Raw genomic sequence first — 4,403 nt, forward strand, 5'->3', positions numbered from 1 at the left:
ACCAGGTCACCGGTCCGGTACATCCGGGCGCCGGGAACGGACGGGTCGGGCACGAAGCGTTCGGCGGCGAGGTCCGGCCGGCCCGCGTAGCCGCGAGCGAGACCGGTGCCGCCGATGTACAGCTCCCCCGGCACGCCGACGGGAGCGGGGCGCAGCCAGCGGTCCAGCACGGAGAAGCGCAGTCCGCGCAGGGCTTCGCCGATCGGCACGGTGCCCGGCCCGAGCCGTCCGGTGTGCATGTCGTGCAGCGACGCGTACACGGTGGACTCGGTCGGCCCGTACATGTTGAAGATCCCGACGGCCGGGTTCGCGTCGAGCACCTTGCGCGCCTGGACCGGCGACATGCCCTCGCCACCGGCGAGGACCTTGCGGTGTCCCGAGAACACGCCCGGATCCGTGTCCGCCAACTGGTGGAACAGACCGGTGGTCATGAACGACAACGTCACGCCGTGGTCGGCGTAGAGCTTCGCGACGTCCAGCCGCTCGGCGAGGTTCGCCGGGGCGACGGCCAGCGTCGCGCCGGTCAGCAGCGCCGTCCAGATCTCCCAGGTGGAGGCGTCGAACGACACCGCGGCCATGTGCGCCACGACGTCACCGGGACGGGCGGACACCGCCGGGTCGAGCACGACCCGCAGCACGCCCTCCTCGGTGACCTCGACACCCTTGGGCACGCCGGTCGAGCCGGACGTGAACATCGTGCAGACCAGACGTCCCGGCGCGGCGGCGAGTTCCGGTTCCGAGGGCTCGCCGTCGAGGTCCGCCAGGTCGACCACGCCGAGAGGCGGTGCGTCGAGGGCGTAGTCGCCCCGCGACACGACCAGCTCGGCCCCGGCAGCAGCCTGGACGTCCCGGAGCCGGCTGTGCGGCAGCGCCGGGTCCATCGGCACGTAAGCGCCCCCGGCCCGCACGACGGCGAGGATCGCGACGACCAGGTCGGCGGACCTCTCGAACCACAACCCGACCCGTGTCTCGTCCCGCACCCCCGCGGCACGCAGACCGGCGGCGACGCGCGCCACCCGGTCGTCCAGCTCGGCGTAGGTCAGCTCGACCGCGCCGTCGCGGACGGCCACCTGGCCGGAGAACTCGGCCGCCGTGAGCCGGAACCGCTCGGCCAGCCCGGTGAAGGGCTCCTCCACCGACGGTCCCGAGCCCCACCCGGCAACCGGTGCGGGCGTCATCTCGCGCACGACGGCGGCAGGGCGGCGGGCGGCGGCGGTGAGCACCTCGGCGAGCTGCCCGAGCAGCCGCTCCACTGTGGACACCTCGAAGGCGCCGGTGGAGAAGTTGGCCTCCACCTTCAGGGTCGCCTCGAGGTCGACGGCGAGGATCATCGGGTAGTGCATCTGCTCGACCGAGTCGGTCGAGGCGAACAGCTCCTCCGGGTCCTCCTCGCCCTCCTCCGGCAGCGCGCCCTGGGGGTAGTTGCCGAAGACGAGCATGCTGTCGAACAGGCCGCCGGTCGCGACGCGCTGGATGTCGGCGAGCGGCGTGTGCTCGTGCCGCTGCACGGCGACCTGGTTCTCCTGCAGCTCACCGAGCCACGTGGTGAACGACGTCTCCCACGGCACCCGGACGCGCACCGGCAGCGTGTTGATGAACAGGCCGACGATCGACTCGACGCCGGGCAGCTCGGCCGGGCGGCCGGACACGGTGAGGCCGAACACCACGTCGTCCTCGCCCGAGTAGGCGGACAGCAGCACGGCCCACGCCGCCTGCACGACCGTCGACAGCGTGACCCGCTGCTCGCGGGCCAGCGTGACGAGCTCCGCGGTGACGTCGCGGGGCAGCGCCAGTTCGCTGCGGCCCTGCGCCCAGTGCTCGCGCACCACGCGGTCGACGGGCAGCGGCGTCGGCGAGTCGAACCCGGCGAGGTACTCCCGCCAGAACGCCTCGGCCTCGGCGGAGTCACGCCCGGCCAGCCACGCGATGAAGTCGCGGTAGGGCCGCACGGCAGGCAACTGCTCGCCCTGGTAGGCGGCGGTGACCTCGTCCCACAGCAGCGGGATGCTCCAGCCGTCGGCGTAGAGGTGGTGGAACGCCAGCAGGACCCAGTGCCGGTCGCGGCCGCGGGCGACGTGGACGCGCAGCAGCGGCGCGGCGGTGAGGTCGCAGCCACGGGCGCGGTCGCCGGCGAGCAGTTCCTCGACGGCGGCGTCGGTGTCCTCGACGTCCGTCCAGTCGTGCACCTCGAACGGCACCTGGACGTCACCCACGACCACCTGCAACGGCTCCCGCACGCCCTGCCACACGAACGCGGTGCGCAACGCGGGGTGCCGGTCGAGGACGAGCTGCCAGGCGGCACGCAGGGCGTCGACGTCGAGGGCGCCGCTCAGCTCGCGCACGTCCTGCGTCCAGTAGACGCCGCTGTCCGGCGACTCGACGGCGTGGAAGAGCATTCCTTGTTGCAACGGCGACAACGGGTAGGCGTCGGCCAGTCCGGGCGTGCGGGCGACCAGCGAGTCCACTGAGGACTGGTCGAGCCCCGCGAGCGGGACGTCCGACGGCGTGAGGCCGCGGGCTCCCGAACGGCAGTGGTCGACGAGGTCGGAGAGCGCCCGCACGTAGGCGTCGGCGAGGCGCTCGACCGTCGAGCGCTCGTGGAGGTTGGTGCTGTACTGCCACTCCACGGCCAGCGTGCCGTCGGCGGCCTGGACCACCTCGACGCCGAGCACGTGCGACCGCAGCCCGCCGTCGCCCTCCGCCGGTCCGCACAGGTCCTCGGGCAGCTCGCGGGCGAACAGGCCGACGGCGTCGTCCTCGGCCGCGTCGGCACCGCCGAGGTAGTTGAAGACGACCGGCCGCCGCACCGCGTCGCGCAGCTCCGCGTCCCGCTCGCGCAGCACGGTGTAGCCGACACCCCGGCGCGGCACGGCCCGCAGCTGTTCCTTGACCGCCTTGATGACGCCGCCGGTGTCGGCGAGGTCGGTGTGGTGCAGCCCGACCGGGTGAATGGCGGTGAACCAGCCGACGGTCCGGCTGAGGTCGAGGCCGTCGGCGATCGGCTCGCGGCCGTGGCTCTCCAGGTCGATGGCGGCGGTGCCCGTGCCGGTCCACCGGCCGAGCACCTGCAGCAGCGCGGCGAGCAGCAGCTCGTGGCCCTGGGTGCGGTAGGCCCGGTGGGCCTGCGTGAGCAGCGTCGCCGTGCGTGCGGCGTCCAGGACGACGCGCACGGATTCGGTGGAGTCCTCGGTGTTGGGGCCGTCGAGGTCGGTCGGCACGGGCGTGGCCGTCCGCACGACGTCACGCCACCAGGCCAGTTCCTCCTGCGGGTCGAACGCCTCCAGCGCGGCGGCCCACTCCTGGTACGAGGTCGTCTTCGGGCCGAGCGCACCGCCGGAGTGCGCGGTGTCGAGGTCTTCCAGCAGGACGTTCCACGAGACCGCGTCCACGACGTAGTGGTGCACGGTCAGGCCGAACCACGCCGGCCGGTCGCCGCGGTCGACGTGCACGGCGCGCAGCAGCGGTCCGTCGGTGAGGCTCAGCGACGTCTGCGCGGCCGTCATGGCGGCGGTGACGGCCTCGTCCAGCGCGGGGCCGTCGAGGGTGCGCGCGTCGAGCACGGTCACCAGGTCGGCGGTCTCGGCGGCCGCGTTCTCCTGGGTGTCGCCGTGCACGCGCAGCCGCAGGGCGTCGTGGTGGGCGACGACGGCGGTGAGCGCCGCGCGCATCGCGTCCGCGTCGGTTCCGGCCGTCAGCTCGAACATCCCGGACCAGTTGAAGTGGTCGCGCTCGGGCAGGTCCTCGCGCAGGAACCACCGCTGGATCGGCGTGAAGGCCACCGGTCCGGTGACGGTCCCCTGGTCGGCCGTGCTCGGCGCGGCCGTACCGGTGCGGGCGGCGAGCTCGTGCACGGTCTGGTGGGTGAAGAGGTCGGCGATCTCCAGCCGCAGCCCGGCGGCGCGGGACCGCGCGACGATCTGCAGGCTGACGATCGAGTCGCCACCCAGCTCGAAGAAGTTGTCGTGCACGCCGACGCGCTCCACGCCGAGCACCTGCGACCACACCTCGGCCAGCGTGCGTTCGGCGTCGGTCGTGGGCGGCTCGTAGGCGGTCGTGGTCTCGGGAGCGCCGAGATCCGGCAGCGCGCGCTTGTCGAGCTTTCCGTTGCTGTTCAACGGCAGTTCGTCGAGCAGCACGACCGCCGACGGCACCAGGAACTCGGGCAGCCGCTCGGCGAGGAAGGTCCGGAGGGCGGCCGGCGTCGCGGTGCCGACGACGTACGCGATCAGGCGCTTGTCGGTGACGACCACGGCGGCGTTGGCGACGTCCGGGTGCCCGGTGAGCACGTGCTCGACTTCGCCGGGTTCGACGCGGAACCCGCGGATCTTCACCTGGTCGTCGGTGCGGCCGACGAAGTCGACGGCGCCGTCGGCACCCCAGCGCACCAGGTCACCGGTCCGGTA

1 protein-coding gene is annotated in these 4,403 nt (G+C 73.3%); it reads right to left on the reverse strand.

Features of this window, described 5'->3' with window-relative positions:
* On the reverse strand, positions 1-4,403 hold a 4,403-nt coding region (locus tag BLQ91_RS39845), incomplete at both ends, for a condensation domain-containing protein (protein WP_143023122.1).

Origin of the sequence: Lentzea jiangxiensis, from assembly GCF_900104175.1 — a bacterium.
GTDB lineage: Bacteria > Actinomycetota > Actinomycetes > Mycobacteriales > Pseudonocardiaceae > Lentzea > Lentzea jiangxiensis.